Origin of the sequence: Gordonia amarae NBRC 15530 (assembly GCF_000241345.1) — a bacterium.
Classification (GTDB): domain Bacteria; phylum Actinomycetota; class Actinomycetes; order Mycobacteriales; family Mycobacteriaceae; genus Gordonia; species Gordonia amarae.
On sequence record NZ_BAED01000025.1, the window covers coordinates 38,106 to 54,561 of the forward strand.

At 67.7% G+C, this 16,456-nt stretch carries 20 protein-coding genes; 5 read left to right on the top strand and 15 right to left on the bottom strand.

Annotated elements, in window-relative coordinates; translation table 11 throughout:
- Nucleotides 1–34 precede the first annotated feature (34 nt).
- From GOAMR_RS07840 to GOAMR_RS07850, 3 genes are read left to right on the top strand one after another with little or no spacing between them, the layout of a single operon-like run.
- Nucleotides 35–325, top strand: coding sequence for a helix-turn-helix domain-containing protein (locus GOAMR_RS07840; RefSeq protein ID WP_005185175.1), 291 nt, complete (start codon nt 35–37; stop codon nt 323–325).
- A 49-nt stretch (nt 326–374) separates the two neighbouring features.
- Complete coding sequence (locus GOAMR_RS07845; protein ID WP_005185178.1) at nt 375–1,469, top strand: J domain-containing protein; 1,095 nt, start codon at nt 375–377, stop codon at nt 1,467–1,469.
- A gap of 24 nt (nt 1,470–1,493) precedes the next feature.
- A complete protein-coding gene (locus tag GOAMR_RS07850) occupies nt 1,494–1,886 on the top strand; it encodes a hypothetical protein (protein WP_005185179.1) in 393 nt (130 codons plus the stop codon).
- Nucleotides 1,887–1,950: 64 nt separating this feature from the next.
- On the opposite strand, the gene GOAMR_RS07855 is transcribed toward GOAMR_RS07850, so the two are convergent.
- From GOAMR_RS07855 to GOAMR_RS07885, 7 genes are all read right to left on the bottom strand, one after another.
- Nucleotides 1,951–2,298: a hypothetical protein gene (locus GOAMR_RS07855; protein ID WP_005185181.1), complete on the bottom strand. Its 348-nt coding sequence runs from the start codon at nt 2,296–2,298 to the stop codon at nt 1,951–1,953.
- 67 nt (nt 2,299–2,365) lie between these two features.
- Entirely contained in the window at nt 2,366–3,286 is a 921-nt protein-coding gene (locus GOAMR_RS07860; protein WP_005185183.1) for a hypothetical protein, read from the bottom strand.
- A gap of 1 nt (nt 3,287) precedes the next feature.
- Nucleotides 3,288–3,929 (bottom strand): hypothetical protein, encoded by a 642-nt coding sequence (locus GOAMR_RS07865; RefSeq protein WP_005185187.1) that lies wholly within the window; start codon nt 3,927–3,929, stop codon nt 3,288–3,290.
- The gene (locus tag GOAMR_RS07870; protein ID WP_005185190.1) at nt 3,926–4,213 is read right to left on the bottom strand and encodes a DUF3040 domain-containing protein; all 288 of its coding nucleotides are present in this window, start codon (nt 4,211–4,213) and stop codon (nt 3,926–3,928) included. Before GOAMR_RS07870 ends, GOAMR_RS07865 begins: the two co-directional genes overlap by 4 nt.
- Nucleotides 4,200–4,604: a hypothetical protein gene (locus GOAMR_RS07875; RefSeq protein WP_138943640.1), complete on the bottom strand. Its 405-nt coding sequence runs from the start codon at nt 4,602–4,604 to the stop codon at nt 4,200–4,202. The genes GOAMR_RS07870 and GOAMR_RS07875 overlap by 14 nt, the downstream gene beginning before the upstream one ends.
- Nucleotides 4,605–4,633: 29 nt before the next feature.
- Complete coding sequence (locus tag GOAMR_RS07880; RefSeq protein WP_005185205.1) at nt 4,634–5,488, bottom strand: hypothetical protein; 855 nt, start codon at nt 5,486–5,488, stop codon at nt 4,634–4,636.
- Nucleotides 5,488–5,676: a hypothetical protein gene (locus tag GOAMR_RS07885; protein WP_005185209.1), complete on the bottom strand. Its 189-nt coding sequence runs from the start codon at nt 5,674–5,676 to the stop codon at nt 5,488–5,490. Before GOAMR_RS07885 ends, GOAMR_RS07880 begins: the two co-directional genes overlap by 1 nt.
- 112 nt (nt 5,677–5,788) lie before the next feature.
- Here GOAMR_RS07885 and GOAMR_RS07890 point away from each other — a divergent pair, with 112 nt between their 5' ends.
- Nucleotides 5,789–6,034, top strand: coding sequence for a hypothetical protein (locus GOAMR_RS07890; protein ID WP_005185211.1), 246 nt, complete (start codon nt 5,789–5,791; stop codon nt 6,032–6,034).
- Complete coding sequence (locus GOAMR_RS07895) at nt 6,031–7,488, top strand: type IV secretory system conjugative DNA transfer family protein (protein ID WP_005185215.1); 1,458 nt, start codon at nt 6,031–6,033, stop codon at nt 7,486–7,488. The genes GOAMR_RS07890 and GOAMR_RS07895 overlap by 4 nt, the downstream gene beginning before the upstream one ends.
- 77 nt (nt 7,489–7,565) lie before the next feature.
- Here GOAMR_RS07895 and GOAMR_RS07900 read toward each other — a convergent pair whose 3' ends face one another.
- The 8 genes from GOAMR_RS07900 to GOAMR_RS25090 form a co-directional block, all read right to left on the bottom strand.
- The gene (locus GOAMR_RS07900; protein WP_005185218.1) at nt 7,566–7,955 is read right to left on the bottom strand and encodes a hypothetical protein; all 390 of its coding nucleotides are present in this window, start codon (nt 7,953–7,955) and stop codon (nt 7,566–7,568) included.
- A gap of 84 nt (nt 7,956–8,039) precedes the next feature.
- Entirely contained in the window at nt 8,040–8,288 is a 249-nt protein-coding gene (locus tag GOAMR_RS07905) for a hypothetical protein (RefSeq protein WP_005185219.1), read from the bottom strand.
- Nucleotides 8,288–10,255: a hypothetical protein gene (locus GOAMR_RS07910; protein ID WP_005185220.1), complete on the bottom strand. Its 1,968-nt coding sequence runs from the start codon at nt 10,253–10,255 to the stop codon at nt 8,288–8,290. Before GOAMR_RS07910 ends, GOAMR_RS07905 begins: the two co-directional genes overlap by 1 nt.
- A gap of 928 nt (nt 10,256–11,183) precedes the next feature.
- Nucleotides 11,184–12,326, bottom strand: coding sequence for a DUF2637 domain-containing protein (locus GOAMR_RS07915; RefSeq protein WP_005185221.1), 1,143 nt, complete (start codon nt 12,324–12,326; stop codon nt 11,184–11,186).
- A complete protein-coding gene (locus GOAMR_RS07920) occupies nt 12,323–12,874 on the bottom strand; it encodes a hypothetical protein (protein ID WP_005185223.1) in 552 nt (183 codons plus the stop codon). The genes GOAMR_RS07915 and GOAMR_RS07920 overlap by 4 nt, the downstream gene beginning before the upstream one ends.
- A complete protein-coding gene (gene nrdH, locus GOAMR_RS07925; protein ID WP_005185225.1) occupies nt 12,871–13,107 on the bottom strand; it encodes a glutaredoxin-like protein NrdH in 237 nt (78 codons plus the stop codon). Before nrdH ends, GOAMR_RS07920 begins: the two co-directional genes overlap by 4 nt.
- Nucleotides 13,104–15,266, bottom strand: coding sequence for a DNA primase family protein (locus GOAMR_RS07930; RefSeq protein ID WP_005185228.1), 2,163 nt, complete (start codon nt 15,264–15,266; stop codon nt 13,104–13,106). The genes nrdH and GOAMR_RS07930 overlap by 4 nt, the downstream gene beginning before the upstream one ends.
- Nucleotides 15,267–15,399: 133 nt before the next feature.
- Nucleotides 15,400–15,570, bottom strand: coding sequence for a MerR family transcriptional regulator (locus GOAMR_RS25090; RefSeq protein ID WP_170319131.1), 171 nt, complete (start codon nt 15,568–15,570; stop codon nt 15,400–15,402).
- Nucleotides 15,571–16,456 lie beyond the last annotated feature (886 nt).

A 16,456-nucleotide genomic window follows, 5' to 3' on the forward strand; every position in this document is an offset into this window, starting at 1 on the left:
GAGATGAACGATCGGTCCGTGGGATCATCGTCGGGTGCCAGCACCCGACGACCGTCTCAACGAGGCCCAGCTCAGGGTCCGGCGCGTGCGTAGACAGGCGCTGGCCAAAGCGCTGGTCACGGCCCGTCATAAGGCGGGGCTGACCCAGGACCAATTGGCCGACAAGTCGGGCCTGTCCCGGTCGGCCATCGCGCGCGCCGAGGCGGGCGAAGCGAGCCTGTCCAGCGACCGGTTTTGGGACTTGGCCAAGGCATTGGGCATCCGCCCCAGTGCCCTGTGGCTCGCGGCCGAGGCCGACGAGGCCGCGTCCCGCACGCTCGACTGACCGTTCATCTCTCCGCGTCTCCTCATCACCCACAAGGAAGAGGAGACACGTGCCCGGAATAGACCTGTACGCCATATATGGCCTCGACCGGACCCACCCGCCCGAAGCGCTCGCCGCGCAGCTGACGGCCCAGCTCAACACCACCGACCCGCGAGACACGTTAGGCCGCAACCGGATCGATACGGCTCGCGCCATCCTGGGTGATCCGCAACGTCGTGCCGCCTACGACGCCCAGCTCAGCGACCCGTCAGCGCCTCCTATTACCGAGCAGGTGCTCGCACTGATCGCGGGCCGGCCGATGCCCACCGCACCCCGTAGCGGATTGGCCGCCGCGTTTGCCACGACCCGAGTTCGCGTCCTCGCCGGAGTAGCCGCAGCGCTCGCCCTCGCGCTCGTCGTCAGCATCACCGCCATCGCGTGCAGCGCTGGCGGTGACGATTCGGGCAACACCGCGAGCACCACCGCCAGCGGGAACTCGACCGGCCGCGACGGCGGAAGCACGGGCGCCAGCAGCGTCAGCTGCCAGTACACGGGCAACCGCCTGCTGGACGCCGCCAAGTGGACGTACACCGACCAGCAGCCGACCAAGGCTCTATTGGTGGACAAGGCGATCGACCTCCCGCCCCAGTTCGCCCACTTGGCCGATTTCACCACGTCCTCGGTCAGCGGGCCCGGTTGGGAGGAGGGCCTGGTCCAGCTGCAGAACCACGACATCGCCGTGAGGATCATCAACGGCGCGGGCATCGTCGCCGACCGCAGCTTCGGAAACAGCTGGGGCATCGACGAGGGCGTCCTGACAGAGACCGTCGTCACGCCCGACGGCACGGTCGCCTCCACCCGCGATCTCCGCGAAAAGGCCCCGGGCCAGTACGGCCTGCAGGCGCCCTCGGACCTGGCCCGGGGCCAGCAACTGGGCTATTACCGCATGCAGGGAATCGACGGCGTGACGCTTCCGGCCGCTGCGGCCGGTGACGAGACGAACAAGTACTACGCCCTGTCCGTCATGGCCGACGCGTACCAACAGAGCACCGTCTGGCTGCTGCTGCGCGGGTCAAGCGCGCTCTACCGATCCACGATCGTGCTCACCACCAACGACGGCGTCCGCCTGGGCGCTGTCATCGACCCGACCAAATGCACCAACTGACCACCGTGTGAAAGGACAACCACGATGAACAGATTCCGCAAGACCACCACCACCCTGGCAGCCGCTGGGGCCATCGCCGCCGGCACCCTGGCCGGCACCGTCGTAGGCGCGGGCGAGGCCTCGGCCAGAATCGACTCCGGGGAGTACACGTGGACTACGACCAAGACGCTCACGGGAGCCCGTGGCTCATATCCCGTCACGGTCAGGGGCAACATCCTCACGCTGAACTTGCCCGGCACGATCATCGGCGCATCGAAGCACGCACGCCTGCATCCCACGCGCACCGGCGCATGGATGGATTACGGCGGCAATCGATATGTGTTCTCCCGCAAAGGGGCTCGGTACACCGGCCAGGAGCACTGGCTCATGATTAACGGCGCCGTCGTCGGCACCACCACGCTGACCCCGCGGCGCTGACCCGCATAACCCAAAACAGAACCCCCGCACCGAGATTCGGTGCGGGGGTTCCTTGCCACGCTGGTCAGCGGATATGCGCCCACGTGCTGCCGTTGATGGTGACGCTGTAGGTGCCGTTTTCGCCGTCGTGCAACCCGACCGACTGGCCGGCAAGGGTCGTGCGGGCACCGTCCGCAGTGGGAACGAGCCGTCCGGACAGCCCTGCGACGGTGATCACGCCGTCGCGCACGGTGACCGGCACCGAGGCGACGGGCGCGGCCAGCGGCAGGACCGGGTTCACGACCGAGGCGGTGTAGTGTCCGTCGTGCACACCGGCCGTGTCGGCGGCTGCGGTGCCCGTGCCCAGGGCCACGGCTCCGGCGGCGGCACCGGCCAGGGCGGTGGCGGCGATGGCGGTCTTGATGTTCGTCATGGTGTAACTCCTTGTCTGGTAACTGATTTCGGGGCTGCGGACCGCTCGACCTTCCAGGGACTGTGGACTACTTGCTCGGGACTGCGCTGCTCGAACTACCCCCCTCTCCCGTCTCGTCATCGCCACCGGAAGACTCCGCGGGGGTGCGCTCGATCTGGATCTTCGCGAGCTTGTCGCCAATCAGCGCGTATGACGTCAGCTCGCCGCCGAATGCCCGGATCGGCTTGATCAGCGACACCGCTGTCGGATGGTCGTCGCTGCCGCCTTCGCCCACCACGCGGTAGGCGCCCTCGTCGATGGTCTTGCAGGCCCGGAGCGCATCCTTGTCATTGCCGTCGCCGTAAGCCTCACCGAGCACCGAGAAGCCTCCGCTGATCGCCACCGGGACCTTCCACCACAGGGCTTTACCGTTGGACTGAGCGCTCTCGGTCGACGCGATGTAGACGCCCAGCCGCTCGTCGGAGAGCTGCAGGATCACCCGCTGCGCTCGCTGGCCGGCCTCGTCCTCCCTGGTCGCGAAACCGACGGGCATGTCGATCGCCTCCACCACGCGCAGCTGCGTGCCGGGCGCCGCCGCCCCGTCCTTCCACACCGCGGCCAGGATCTCCGACTCGCCGCACCCGACGCCCGCCACGGGCTCGGGGGCACTGCTTGACGCGGCTGTCGAACTCGACGGCGCGACCGACTGCCGCACCTCGCTCGACTTCGCCTCGACCCGCTCAGAGATCGACGGCTTGGGCGTCGGGGGCTCCATCCGCGTCAGGACCACCGCGCCGGCCGTGACCGCGACGACGAACGCCGCGCCCGCGATCACCGGCCACCTGCGACGGCCGGCTGCTGGTCGCCCTTCGCGCGCAGCAGGCCCTTCCTCCACCGCACGTTCGTCCGAAGGCGGCTTCGCCTGCGACGCAGCCAGATCCACGGCCTCGTACCCGTCAAGATCCTCCGGATCGATCGGTTCACCGTTCTCATCCACGTACTTCGCCATCTCAAGCCTCCTCAGTCTTTTTCTTGCGCATGACGATCGGCTCGTCGTCCGCGACCGGCCGCGCAGCGGTCGCGGTCGGCGCCGGGGGAATCTGCGCGACTGCGGACGCGTCCTTGTGCTTTAGAGCGTCAAGTGACTGCATCAGGTACTTGGGACCCACCAGCGCGGTCGCCAGCCCAACCGCGGCGGCGATCATCAACGGCTGGTTCCCGCCGACAGCGGTGACGATTCCGAGCATGATCGACCGCAGGATCATGAACCCCACTGCGTATGCCGCAGCGATCAGCACCCACCGGATCATCGACGACCGAGCGAGGAACTCCTCGTACGCCGCGTGCCCGGTACGCAGGAACTCCTTGAACTTGTCGATGTTGGTCTCGGTGCCGGCCGCCGCCTTCACCGCGGCCTCTGCGGCCGCGCTCCGGGTGAAGACCCCTGCGGTGTACATGAACGTCACGAGCTTCACCGCGAACACCGTCGCGAACGCAGAGGCCTCCTCCAGCCAACCGGCCTGGGCCAGGCCCATCGCGAGGAAGAAGAAGAACGCCGCCACGCCGATGGTGAAGGCGAGCCTGACCAACTCCGTCGCGCCGGACTCGACGATGACATCGCCACCGCCCTCTTTACTCACTTTCTGACTCATCGCCGGTCCTCACTGTCATCGGCCGCCTTGCCGTCCACAACGCCCGGCACGATGATCGCCGCGATGCCGGCCACCACCGCCGCGCCCGCGACCCACCGCCACGGTCCGCCCAAGGCGATGCCGAGCACGACGACGGCGAGACCGGCCAGGACCGCGAGTAGGACCAGTGCGGTGATCCAGCGGCCGTGCGGCGCTTGGTGTTCCATGCCGTCGTCCTCTCGGTCCTCGATCGGTGTGGTCGTCGGTAGCGGTTCGGTGTCCCCGAGCAGTTCAGCGATCGTCATCGGGGATCTCCTCGTTCTTTGGCGGATTGCGCCGTGACCAGTCCTGCACGTAGCGGCGGAAGGCCTCGTCCCGACCCTCGGACCAGGCCCGCAGGCGTCCCGGCAGCGCGGCGAGTCCGGCCCGCACGCCCTCGCCCCGGTGCCACCGCCACAGGGTGCGCAGCGCATCGGCCACGCCGCTGAGCACCAGCACGCCCAGCGCTGCCGCGACGGCGATCCCAGCGGCGTCGTCCAGCCATCCCTTCACCGCCAGCCCGGCGATCGCGGCGGCCGCCACCACCGACGCGCCGACCGACCACCACAGCAGCGCACGGGCGTTGCTCGAACGCTTGCCGGTCAAACCCGCGTACTGGTCGGCCACCCACAGTTCAGCCTCTTGCACCTTGCTCATAACGTTCTCCTCGTTGATCTCGTTGTCGTTCACCGGAGTTTCTCCACACCGTCGGGTGCGAACCCGACCTCGTCCGCCTGGGCACCGTCATCGCCGGCGAAGTCCTCGTCGTCGTCCACGCCGTCGTCGTCGAACGGCTCCGGCGGCACGTAGACCGGGAATGCCGACGGGTCGTAGCCGATGTCGATCTTCTCGGCCTCCGGGGTCTCCCTCCAGGTGCCGTCTGCGTTCTGCTTGGAGGACTCGACCGCCTTGCGCGGCACCGCTGCCCAGCCCCAGGCGCGGATGAAAAACGCCGTTGCACTCAGCGCGATCACCAGCTGCCACGCCGCCCACGACGCGACCCACTCGCCGAAGGTCAAGTCCGGCCACACCATCGGGAAGCGCGGGATCAGCTTGAGGCTGGGACCGGTCAGCGGCCCGAGGAACTTCAGCACCGCACCGATGACCACCGCGGCGGTCGCCCACGGCCACCACCACAGCCGCCCGATGCGCGGCGAGCACCGCTCCATCAGCCAGTAGATGCCGCGACCGGCGGCGACGCCCGCGCCGACCAGCCCCGCGGCGAGGGCGCCGAGCACCGCCATCGCGATCAGGCGCGCCAGGCCCTCGCCGGCGTCCTGCTCGGACAATGCCCGACGCCACCACGGCGGCACGATGTCATCGCCGGCGGCACTAGCACCGATGCCAATGCCCGAGCGGGCCCGGCGATCGGCCCGCCGACTCAGTACCTGCGACCGACGACGGCGGGCGCTCGCGGGCCGCTCGCCCTTGGCCAGCTCACCGGCGCGCTCGCGCTCCCAGCGGTATTCGAGCGCGCCGGGCAGCACCGTCAGCCGGTCGGCTACAGCGCTCGCCCGCTCGCGCAGGTCGTCGGTCCACATCACTGGCCACCGTTCAGGCAGCCGTCCAGTGCAGCCTGGTCGGCGGCCGGCAGGCACGCCACCGTGCGCTCGTACTGCGTCTGCGTCCCCTCGCGGACTCCCACCGGACCCGCGATCGACCAACCGATGACGAACGGGATCGCCGCCACCACCAGGTATCCGACGAGTTTGAAGCCGATCTTTCCCATATTTATGCACTCCTGTCCCGAAATCGTCGCTGTTCGTGCCGCATGGTTATGCGGTTATGCGCATAGCTATACAGTACGCTGTAGATGGATCCACGACAAGAAGGAGTGAACGATGACCCGACTGGAAACGCACCAACAGGTGCCCGTGACCCCGCAGGAGCGTGCTGAACTGCGCGAACTCGCTGCGGCGCACGGCGTTTCGCCCGGAATCTTCGCCCGCGCGCTGCTCATGCACGCCCGGGGCCTGCTCGGCGACCCGGTGCTGGCCGCTCGCATCGACGCCGAGAAGCGTGGCCGCGCAACCCGATCCAGCGAGGCCGCCACCACGGCCGCCCGCGCCCGGTGGGGTGTGAAATGAGCCGCCTCGGACGCAAGCAGCAGACACCCGCCCAGCCGCCGCGACCGGTCCCGCCGCCGGACGAGCCCTATGCAGGACTGCTCATCGAGGACGTGCCCAACGACCCCCATGCCGTCGACGAGCGCAATGCCGGCCGCCTCGCCGGCCAACGCGCTGCAACCGGACCGCATCTTCTGGTGACCTCGGTCACGGGAGCGGGAAAGTCGAGGTCCGTTCTCGGAGTCAACGTAATCGGTTGGGGCGCAAGGCCTGTCGTGTGCGTCAGCTCGAAAGGCGACCTCGCCGAACTTACTATCCGCCAACGCGCGAAGGTCGGTCCGGTCTACCTGATGGATCTTTCCGGCGGCGAGGTCCGCGACAGCGAGCTCCAGGGGGTGCCGGTGACCCGCGTGCAGGCCGATCCGTGCGCCCTGGTCCACGACGACGATTCAGCGCTGCAGATGGCCGCTCTGCTCATGGAGGTCGGCGAGCTGGGCGCCGGCAACGGCAGCGGCAGCGGCGGCGACTCCGCGACATGGCAGACCTTGGCGCGCAGGCCCTTCGCGGCGCTGCTCCAGGCGTCCGGCTACTACACGCACCCGGAGCGGGGCCTGACGTGGGGCGGTGGTGCGCGCTGGGCAGTGGACGCCGTCGAGAACTCCAGCACCGACGAACCTGCCGACGAGGCCGAGCGCGAGGCCAAGCGCAAGGATCTCGACAGCCCTTCCTGGGACGTCGCCTACAAGCGCAACCTGATCCAGGGTAGTTGGCACGCAAAGTCGTTGCTGTCCGCGCAGCGGCTCGATCCGCGGCAGAGGGATTCGATCGGCATCAACATGCGCAACGGCATGAGCTCCTGGGCCGAGCGGGCCATCTCCGATCACGACCCCAAGAAGGTGCCGCCGTTCCGACCCGAGATGCTGGCCGAGCACCCGGGGGCGACCTTGTACATCGTGGCGCCGCTGGGCGGCCCCGGGGCACCAGCGGCCACCGCCACCATCACGTCGATGGTCGACTTCTGGCGCAAGCGGGTCGGCGCACTGCCGTCGCTGCTCATGGTGATCGACGAACTGCCCAACACCGCGCCCCTGCCCAGGCTCGCCAACTGGGTCGGCGAGGCCCGAGGCCTGGGCATCCGACTCTGCGTCGCGGTGCAGGGGACATCGCAGTTCGAGCCCCGCTGGGGATCGGCGGGGCTGCGGATCTTGCGCGACACGTTTCCAGCGATCCTCATGCTTCCCGGCGCCCCGGAACCCGAGCTGATCGAGCGGGCGGCCTGGTCGGCCGGCAAGACGCAGCGGGGGTCGTCGTCGCTGGACTCCACCGCCAGGGCATCCCAGTCGCGCGAGACGACCGCGGCGGCCGAGGAGGCCGAGCTGGTGCCCAAGCGGCGCGGCCAGGCCCGCCTCATCATCGCCGGCACCCCCGGCGTCAAGGTGCGCGTGCCCGATATGAGCGACCTCAAGGGCATGTGAACGCCCGACAAGAACAGACCCCGGTACCGATCGGTACCGGGGTCTGTTCTTGTCCGTGGACGCAGTTCAGTTCAGTTCTACATCGACTGCATCTGCACCTGCCCCTTGGACTTCTCAGCCTGGGAGCGGATCGCCTCGCGGTTGCGGTCGAGATCCTTGTTCGCCTGATCCAGCGCCGACTGCGCCTCGTTGTTGCCACCGGATCGGGACTGTTTGGCTGCCGCCTGCCGCGCCTGAGCTGCCTTGTCGGCGGCATCCTTGGCCGCAGCGGCACGGGCTTCCCGCGCCCGGTCAGTGGACGCCTTCTGCTGGCGCTTCGCTGCGCGGAACTCGTCGCTGTGCTCGGCCTCCGAGCCGTAACGACGAGCGACCTCGGCTTCCCCTCCTGGGCGGCTGAGGAGGTCCCGCATGTGGGCTACCCGTTCGGCGTCCACCTCGTCATGGCGCTGCTGCGCATCCGTGGCCATCGCTTCCTCCGATCTCGGTGCCGGTCTCGGTGATCGGCTCAATGCGATTCTACTGCATGATTATGCGTCTATGCGCATACCCAATCAACGCCCTAACTCGTCACGCACCCGGATCGCGGTATCGCGGTACCTCCGCGCCAGCTCGCGCAATTGGCGCGCCTCCTTACGGTCGGCATCGACCTGGTCCATGTACTTGAAAAACATCAGCGTGCCGAAGCCCTGCTCGCGGGCGGCCGCGTCGTAGCGGTCCTGCGCGATCTGTTCGCGGACCCGCGCCCGGTGAATCAGACCATCGGCCTCGGCGAACAACTCAGCGCTCGTCACGTCACCCATCAGTCACCCACCCCGAAGCCCTCGTTCTTGGCCGCCGACTCTTGTGCGGCGACCGCACCGGCACTGTGTTCCACGTCGTCAGCCGCGCCGTCGACGACCGCGCCCAGACTGGCTGCTCGCGCACCCAGCGTCTCGGTCGGCACCGGCCGGCGCGCCTGTTCGTATCGCTCGGCGGTTTTCTCATCGACCCACTCCGCCACCGTGCGCGCGGTGCCGTCGGCGCGCTTGGGTCCCTTGAGTTCGCGCATCGTGTCGAGCTTGGCCGCGGTCATGGCCGCATCAGCGCGTGCCGGGTCGTAGGAATCCAACGCGGCATGCTCGTCCGCCAACCGACGCTTGATGATCTTCGCCGCGTCCCGGATCTTTTCCGGCCCCCGACCACGCAGCGGAAATTTCTCGTACAGGGCGCGCGCCTTCGCCGGATCGCTGTCGAGCCCCCGGACGTCATCGCGCACGGCCTCCACCGCGATCACGGCATCGAGCACCGCGGCGTCAGCATCCGCCCTGATGCGTGCGGCGTCGGCCTCGGCACCGTTGGCGATCTCCTCGGCTTTCGCCTGAGCGCCGCCGACGATCTCGCGCGCCTGCTCCTGGGCCCCTCGGACCTGGTCGGCCATCTCACCGCGGACCTTGCCCTCGATCTGGCCTCGGAATTTCGGCGCGCCATCCGACTTCCACCACGTCGCGTGCTCGGCGACATGCGCCTTGTACTTCGCAGCCACCTCTGTATCGATATTGCCCTCGCGCTCGTCGAGGCCGGCCTCTCGCTGGTCCAGCGCGGCGGCCCGCCCATCCAACTCGGCCCGTTCGGCGGCCAGCGCCTCGGCCTCCAGCTGAAGCGACACCGCGGCTGCCGCCGCTTCCCGACGCTGCGCGTCCAACTCGGCAAAGTCGTCTTTTTTCAAGCTCGTGCGCTCGGGGTTGGCCTCCAGCTCGACGGCGAACCCGGCGTCGATGAGGTGCTGGCGGTAGGTCTCCTGGTATGCGCTCATCTTCGTGCGCCCGGTGATCGCCACCTCGCGCTGTTCGCCGTCGACCTCGCGGGTCACCGTCGTCTCGCTCGACTGCCCCCACATCTGCTGGGCCTCGGCCTTGAGATCCGCGTTCGCGCGCACCGGTCGGCCGTCGGGGTGGCGCAGCAGCTCGTCGTCGGCATTGCGCAGCCGGCCGCGTTCGTCCAGCCGAGCGATGTCGGTGGCCTTGATGTGCGGGGCGTCGCGCAACGTGCCGTCGGCGGACACCGCGACGACCTTGTCCAGGGTCAGCGGCTTCTTGTACCGCACGATCGGCTCGCCGTCGGCGTCGAGCATCTGGCCGTCGGCGCCCACGCCCATGTCCCGGTGCACCTCGGCGAACGTGTCCGCCATGAAGTGCACATGCACTTGTGACTCATCAAAATTCCAGACGACGCCGTGGATGCTGTCGTGGCCACCGCGCAGCACGTCGGTGGTCAGGTGCCTGTGCGTTTCCTCGAACCACCGCCGCACCTCGGCCTTGCCCGCCTCGTCGTCGGGCATGACCCAGCGGCTGCGCCGCCCCACCTCGACGCCGGCGTCGTTGGTCACCGGGTAGAAGTCCGGCACCTCCTTCAGGAGACTCTTCGGCACCCAGCTCACGATCGTCGTGGTCTCAAAAGTCTTCGGGTTCCACTTGCGTTTGACGGCGTCGATCCGGGCATCGCCGTACTCCAGCACGGGCTCGATCCCGTCGGCCTTCGTCAGTTCGCGGAACCCGCCCTCACCGTCGTTGACATAGGCAGTATTTCGCCGAGTATCCGCAGCGACGATCGAGTGATTCCTCGCCGCCTGCTTGGCGACGTCGGATTCGTCGAGTGCGCGCATCGCCTCCCTGAGCAATCGCGCCCTGTCGCCGCGGGTGTTCGACGACGCCGGCTTCCCCGGCACCGGCTCGCCGTGGCGCAGATGCTGCGCGTGCCATCCGGCCCGGCTCGTACCGTCGTCGGCCACCGTCGCCACCTCCTCGCTGCGCTCGTCGGGTATGTCCACCTACCGTCGGCGCGGGGCCCTGGGCTCGCTGCGCTCACCCTGCCCGCACCACCGTCCGGTGGACCTGAATTCGGTGCCAGCGCGGGGCCCTGCACATCGGCCAGTCCGGTCGCTGCGCTCCCTCCCTGACCTCGTGCTGCCCACGCTACCACCAAATTCAGTTTAGCGCCTTAAAGCGAAAACTACCCTCGCTGCGCTCGGCGGGCTGCGCCCGGTTTCCGCGCGGCGGCATGATCCCGGCCTGCGGCCGGGAAATCCAGGTGCTAACGCACCTGGGAGGGACCGCACCGACCCCTCGATCCCGGCCTATTCGGCGGGATCTTCGGATCGGATGCTCAGCCCGTGGCCGGCCTCGGGTGCTCGCTCGCTCGCACCCCACGGCGGGCCACCGGGAGAAGGGGACGGAACCCAGCGGCGACCGATTGGCCACCCCCGCACCGACTCTCGACATGAGCACCGGCACCGATGCGCCGACCCGGCCAGCCGGGGTCGTGACGGCGCATCGGAGTGGGTGTCGTGATGCGGCTTCGAGAGCCGTTGCGAGACGGCGGAATTGAGCCTCGAACTTTTCTGACGGGTAATTCCGGACGCCGCTGTTGGCTACGTTGGCCTCCACTAACGGCTGTTGATAGCCACTTATGTTGGCTATCAACGCCTTCACACAACGATGTTGGCTACGTTGGCCTTTCGTAGTGGCCCTTGCTGGACAGCACTGTCGGCCATCAACGCCTTCACGCAGCGCTATCGACCATGTTCGCCTCCACTGTCGTCCATCGAGGGACGGCACTGTTGGCTACGTTCGCCTTCATCGTCACCGAAAACCGCGCCACGACAACGAAAAGACCCCGCCGTGGTGATCCGGCGGGGTCTTCCTGGTGAACGCGGGGGCCTACCGCACCGCGGTCAGCGCCGACCGATCGGCGCCCACGCTCGACGCCTTGGCGATCCACCCACTGACCGTGCTCTTTGGCCGGCCGACCGCCTCGGCGATTTCGCGCCTGCTGGCGCCCGCTTCGTCCATCCGCAGCACCGTCGCCAGGTCGTCCAGCGCGGCGGTGATCCCCGTGGCCGCGCTGACGCGCTCAGCCTCGGACAGCCACTCGACCGCTTCGGCCGAGTCCTCGTCCTGCCCGGTCGAGCCCCGCTCGTCCGCTCGGTCGCACGGGTCGACAGGCTGCTCGGACACCACGTCATCCAGCTCGTCCGGCCGGTCGACCGCTCCGGTCGACCACTGCTCGGACATCTGCTCGTCCGATCGGACAGGCAGGTCGGACAGAATCTCGTCCGCCCGATCGACCGGATGCTCGTCCACCCGTCCGGCCTGGTCAGGACCGGTCGACCTGATCTCGACCGCCTGCTCGACCGACCGGTCGTCCATCTCGTACGGTGCGGTCGCTCGATCGGTCGACCACTGCTCGTCCACCTGCTCGTCCGGTCGCTCGTCCGGTCGCTCGACCACCTCGACCGCATGCTCGACCGGAGCGGTCGGTCGCTGCTCGACCGGCTCGTACGGCGCGACCGGCCGATCGACCGACCGCTGCTCGGACAACGTGGCGGCGTCGGCCTCTTCGCGATCGAGACGCATCTCGGCCTCGGCGATCACGACGGCCAGCGTTCCGGCGAGGATCACCGAATCGATGATGACCGGGGCCATCCACGACAGCCCTCCGGACATGCCGTAGCGCTCGGCCATGTCCCTCAGCGCCGCGAACGACATCACGAACGCGATGGCGCCGATCACCGCGAACACGCCTGCGACCACACCGCGCAGCCGCACCAGCCACCGCCGCCGATGCGTCCAGTCCTGGATCAGGCCGACCAGCAGGTGCGTCGCCAGCAGCAGCGAGACCGGCGCCATGACGGCCAGCAGGACCGCGCCGAACCAGCCGCCCTCCTGACCGTCCCACTGCATCATCACCGCGTGCAGGCCGTTCAAGACCACCGACACCACCGTGAAGGTCAGGACCAATGCCCACGCCAGGCCCTTGTGGTACGTGTCCGGCTGGCCAGCCGGCCGCTTCGCCGCTCTCATGCCGCACCCCTCTTCTCCCCGGCCCGCTCGGCCGCGATCCGCGCCTCCGCACCGCACAGGTAGGGCATCACCCTGCGGCTGACCACCGCCCGCAGCAGCGCCGCGTCGTGCTCGGGGATCTGCGCCTTCGGGCCCTTGTTGAACAGCCGCCGCATGAGCGCGTGCTCGGCGGCGTCGATGACCCGCTCGCGGTGCAGCGCGTCGATGGCCCGGCGCGAGTAGTGCGGCCGGTCGAGGTCGCCGGCCACCGCGTGCTGGCGCAGCACCCGCACCGCTCGCGCGTCGGCCTGCTCCTCGGCGATCCGGTCGTCGTCGAAGCGCTCGACGCACGAGCTGCCCACCGGGTACAGCCGCGCCCCGGTGATCCGGTTGCCGACCATGTTCAGGTACCGCAGCCCCTCGTGGCCGCAGACGCAGGTCTCGGTCGGACCCCCCGCGTCGTCCTCGTAGAGCACCCTCCACTCGCTCTTCGCCTGCGCCCAGCTCTCGCCCTCGGACAGATCCACCGCGGTGCCGAGAAGGCGCCGCGCCCACGACGACCCACTCATGCCGCCACTCCCTTCAGATCCTTGATGCGCTCCGGCCGAAAGCCCGACCAGTGCTCCTCGCCGGCCACTACGACCGGTGCCTGCAGATAGCCGAGGGCCATCACGTAGTCGCGGGCCTCGGGGTCCTGGCTGATGTCGACGACGTCGTACGCGAGGCCATGCTTGTCGAGGGCTCGGTAGGTCGCGATGCACTGCCCGCAGGCCGGCTTGGTGTAAACGATGATCGTGTTCATGCGGGGTCTCCTGCGTCCGGCGCGTACGGGTTGTTGATGAACTGGTAATCGGGTTTGAACAAGTCGGGGTCGAGCTTCGGTATTGCCGAGCGCGTACTCGATCGCCGCACGCGTGTCGACTTCGCCGGTGCGGGCGTCGGCCGCTCTCCCGTGGCCACCAGGCCGCCGACCACGGCCGGACCCATCGATGCCTGATCGACCGGAGGGTCGACAGGGTCGGACGCACCGGCGGAGGAGACCTCTGCTGTGCCGGACCGGTCGCCCGCGTCGGCGAACGGATCGGTGAACTCGGTGCTGACCGCGTCGGGGTCGTCGCGGCGCAGCAGGCCGCGGTAGTTGGCCTTGAACATGTCGCCGGGAATGGTGGCCCGGCGGGTCCGGTAGTTCTTGTCACCGGGCTTGGTCGAGGTGTCGCCCCAGTTGACCAGGGAGTACTCGACGATCAGCGGCTCGGGGTCGACCATGCGCTGAGCCGGACGGATCGGCGCGGTGTGGTCGTCGCAGTACCACTGCGAGGTGGGGTCGGCGGCCACCAGTTGCCGCAGTTCACGGCAAAAGGCTTTGTACCCCAACGGTTTTCCGTTGGCATACCGACGCCCCATCCATGCCACGTAGAACTCGTGCAGGAAGGTGAATGGCAGCAGATCCCACTGGAAGATCAGCTTGTTGTCGTTCCACCACTCCAGCACGGGATCGTTGGACTCGCGGAACTCAGCCAGGGCGCACTTGACCGCGTCGGGCTCGGGCAGCTCGTAATGTGCCGGGGTCAACGCGTGGTCCAGCACCCGCTTGAGCACGTACTCCAGCACCTCGGGCCGGCGGAGGTAGTCGTTCTTGATGTACTTGCGCTCGGCGCCGGTGAAGCACTTCTCGAACGACACCAGGCACAGGCGCCGCAGGAAGCTCGGCGAACGGTCCTTTACTCGCGGACTGTCATTGAGGCATTGCACCATCACGCCGCGGTACCGGATCGTCACGCCGTCCCGGTTCTTCCGCTCGACCCGGACCGCGTCGCCGGTGATGATCGACTTGATCCCGGCCGCGTTGTCGACAAAACTGCCCACCGGGTTCTCGTCGGTCAGGATCGCCTGCGGCAGACCCGCACTGAGCAGCTCGGAGAGGCCGAAACGCTCACCAGCCGTCGCCAACGGCAGATCGATCCAGTTGCCGGCTCCGAGCACATTGCGCATGAGGCTCAGCAGCGTGCCCTTGCCGTTGTTGCCCCGCTCGCTAAAAAACCACAGCGATTTGTCCCACGCCACGTTCGGCCGGATCACGGCACCGATGGCCTTCCACAGCAGGTCGACGACCTCGGGGTCGTCGGACAGCGACTCCATCCAGCTCTCGACGTCCCAGTCGGTGCCGTCGTCGTCGTTGTGGATGACCGGGTTCTGCGCGTCGGGGTTGAACGGCGTCGCCGTCTTGGATGTAAAGATGTGCTCCGGGCTGAACGGCGACAGCTCGCCCGTCCGGTAATCGAGGATGCCGTTGGCCACCGCGATCAGGTCCGGATGCGCCACCCGGTCGCGCCGCGGCGCCCAATCGCGCAGGCACGCCCGCACATCGGGCCATGCCTTATCCGAAAGGTCTCCCCGATACCCCCGCGCGACCTGCCGAAGGTGCTCCTCATCGACGTCGTACAGCCCGGTCGCCGGATCGTAGAAGGCCAGGAGTTCGGACGAACTCGTGCCGTCGGGATCGCGCAGCACGACCACGTCGTGCAGTGCGAGCACCAGCGCGGCGACCTCGGGCAAACCGAGGGCCGCCAACGGTTGGCGCTTGTGTCCGGCCAACACCTCGTCTTTGATCAACATGTTCTGCGCCGCAATGGCGTCGTTGATCCGGCCGAACAAACCCCGTGCGACCACCACCGGGTTGCGCTCGGCGACCTTGCGCAGCGTCGGCAACCGGTCCGCACTCAAGTACTCCCGCGCCACCTCCGCGGCCAACTCCGCGACCGGCCGCGCGTACTCACAGTCCGACGCGTCGAGATCCAGCGCGGCGTTGAATCCGGCGCCGATCGCCTCGCGGTACTTCTCCACGCGCTCGGCCCACGCCCCGCCGCCCCACAGTTCGCGCTCCCTCCGCGCCGCGAGGCGAGCGGTCCAGTCCTCGCCGGCCTCTGCATCCGCTGCCGGCTCTGTGATAGATTTCGTCATGGCAGTGGTCTCCTTCCAGACACGCCACGAGCCCCGCGTCCGCACAGACACAAGAGCTCTCAGAACGTCGCCCTGGCCGGGGCGGCGTTCTTTTGTTTGTTAGGTATTCAGTTGATCGGCTGACCGAAGGCGGTCAGCCCGCCTCGGCGAGTCGCTCGACCGGGATGCGGTAGCTGCCATTCCGGCCGGCCGGCTGCTCGGCCCGGACGCGACCCTTCTTGATCCACTGCCGTACCGTCCATGCGCTCACACCCATGCGTCGCGCATAGGCACCGACGCTTTCAAATTCCGCCTTGTCGGTCATTCCAATTCACCTCCTCGGTCGATGCGATCGACGCTACCCACGAAACCCACGCAAAACCACTCATCAACTCGGAATCCATGCAGGTCAGGAACCATTCCAACCGCTGAACTAATCACGGACGGCAGACAAACGGCGACCCGCGAGTTTTCGATCTCGCCAGGTGCCGCGCTATGGGACTTTTTACTTGACAGACGCATCCGAAGGCCCGCGAATAACCGACCAGAAGCGGATGTGATCTCTGTCACACTCTCAGGTAGCGGCCAGCGGATCCCGATCACGACACCGCGAGATGCGTGCGCACCCACAGTTGCCCACCGGATCACCGGCCGCAACGATCCCCAACGAGATCACCGATACGTCCGATTCGAAGAGGCGATGTAGCAGTTCGCGCTACCCCACCTGCTACAACGTTCTCCCAGACCGGCCCGCAAAAAAGAAAAAAAGTAGCAGGTAGCAGGAAGAAAAAACTCAGATCCCATATATGGGAAAACGAGCATGGGAAACGCGCAACGAGGGCCCTCCAACGCGATGCGCGACCAACGCTACCTGCTACAAAAAAAGAAAAAGATGGCTATACCAGCGAAAACGTTGTAGCAGGTAGAAACAGCCACCTGCTACATCAGAAAGAAAACCGACTCGTGGGCTGCGACAACGTTGTAGCAGGAGAATCAGACCGAACTGCTACACCTGCTACATCGGCCATCGAGATCGCCGACATGGGAAGAGATGAGAGCGGCGGTTGAGATCGCCGACATGGGAAGAGATGAGAGCGGCGGTTGAGATCGCCGACATGGGAAGAGATGAGAGCGGCGGTTGAGATCGCCGACATGGGAAGAGATGAGAGCGGCGGTTGAGATCGCCGACATGGGAAGAGATGAGAGCGGCG